This window comes from Neisseria sp. SLRRB23, assembly GCF_050896295.1.
In the GTDB taxonomy this organism is placed as follows: domain Bacteria; phylum Pseudomonadota; class Gammaproteobacteria; order Burkholderiales; family Neisseriaceae; genus Neisseria.
In genome coordinates, this window is the sequence record NZ_JBPBFH010000152.1 from 1 (window position 1) to 339 (window position 339).

A 339-nucleotide genomic window follows, 5' to 3' on the forward strand; every position below is an offset into this window, starting at 1 on the left:
GTCGAGTCTCGTGGGCTCGGAGATGTGTATAAGAGACAGTTTCCGTGGCGGCCGAATGGGAAAGGGAAGGGTGTTTCAGTCGGTGTGTCGGGCAGTGTGAGGCAGCTCGGATGCGACGGTTCGATGTTGAGCGAGGCGGACATTGCCGCGCAGACGGCATTTGCCGCCGCGTTGCCGCTTCTGATCGATTGCCCGATGTTGGGCGAGGAAATGTCGCGGCAGGAACAGTCGGCACCTCAGCTTCTCAACGCGTGAAGTGGTTCGGTTGGTTAGGGGCAAGTTTTGGGCTTGGTTTAATAGCTGTCTCTTATACACATCTCCGAGCCCACGAGACTCGAC

At 57.8% G+C, this 339-nt stretch carries 1 pseudogene; it reads left to right on the forward strand.

Annotated features, from left to right (window positions below):
- Window positions 1–123: 123 nt before the first annotated feature.
- A pseudogene (locus tag ACRPFF_RS11610) lies at window positions 124–234 on the forward strand (inositol monophosphatase family protein); the annotation flags it as partial.
- Between the last annotated feature and the right edge of the window lie 105 nt (window positions 235–339).